1 protein-coding gene is annotated in these 1411 nt (G+C 68.8%); it reads left to right on the forward strand.

Annotation, left to right across the window (positions count from 1 at the left end; genetic code table 11):
• On the forward strand, positions 1 to 1371 hold a 1371-nt coding region (gene mltG / locus AC5RUJ_RS16275), incomplete at its 5' end, for an endolytic transglycosylase MltG (protein WP_494156247.1).
• Positions 1372 to 1411: the final 40 nt, after the last annotated feature.

Below are 1411 nucleotides of genomic sequence, written 5' to 3' on the forward strand. Positions count from 1 at the left end.
GCCCCCGTCGCCCCCGCTCGGGACGAGCCGGAGGCCGGCGTGGGGGACGCACCGGTTGCGGCCGGCTGGGACGAGCCGGAACCCATCATCGAGGACGAACGGTCCGCCGCCTGGCATGAACCGGAGCCGGCCACCGTGGTCCAGCAGCAGGTTCCCGCCGAGGACGGCGACGCGGAGCAAAACTGGGACGTCGCCGACGACGGCGTCGTGTACCAGGACGACGGACAGGTCTACCACGACGGCCGGCTGGACTTTTTCGAGGACGAACCGGCGCCCGGCCGCAAGGGCCCGGCCCGCAGCAAGCAGCGCGCCCGCCGCCGGCGCAACACGATCATGCTGGTGGTGTTCGCCGTCTTCGCCGCCGGTCTGGTCGGCGTCGTGCTGTTCCTGCAGAACCTGCTCGGCATGGGCGGCGGCCCCGAAGACTACGCGGGCCCCGGGGAGGGGCAGGTAACCTTCACCGTGGAACAAGGCGCCGGCCCGCTGGCCATCGCCAGTTCCCTCGTGGAGCAGGACATCGTCTCCAACAGCGAAATATTCCTCGGCGAGCTGGCCAGCCAGGCCAACGGCCGCGAGGTCCAGCCCGGCGACTACGAGATGCAGTACAAGCTGCCCGCCGCCGACGCGGCCGCCATCCTGCTCGCGGACGTGGGGGAGAAGGTTTCCTACGTTGCCATCAACCGCACCTGGCGGCAGAACGAGGTGTTCGACGCCCTGAGCAAGGGCACGAAGATCCCGGCCTCCGAGTTCGCGGAGCTGGCCAAGAATCCGCAGCAGTTCGATTTGCCCAAGGACGCACGGAACCTGGAAGGGTACCTGTTCCCCGGAGAATACCGCTGGCCGCTGGACGCCACCGCGGAGGACATCATCTCCGAACTGGTCGCCAACACCAAGGAGCGGCTGACCGCGGACGGCATCACCGATCCGCAGGAACAGTTCCGGGTGCTGACCATCGCGAGCATCATCGAAGCCGAGGCGGGCGAGGCCGACTACGCCAAGGTCGCCGGGGCCATCCAGAACCGGCTCAAGCCCGACAACACCGAAACGAACGGCCTGATCCAGTCCGACGCCACGGTCACCTACGGGCTGGGCCGGAAGGGCTACGACATCACGCCCGAGGAGAAGGCCGACAAGTCCAATCCGTACAACACGTACGCGCACACCGGGCTGCCGGCCGGGCCGATCAACTCACCCGGCGGGCCTGCCATCGACGCGGCCGCCAATCCGGCCGACGTCCCCTACTACTACTGGGTGACGGTCAACCTGGACACCGGCGAGACCAAGTTCGCCGAGACACTGGCGGAGCACAACGCGTACACCAAGGAATACCTGCAGTGGTGCAGCGAGCAGGAAGAGGGCCGGTGCAGTTGACGGCCCGTCCCGCGGACGGCGCGCCGGCCGGCACGCGGCC

Source organism: Arthrobacter sp. Y3223164 (assembly GCF_059091005.1).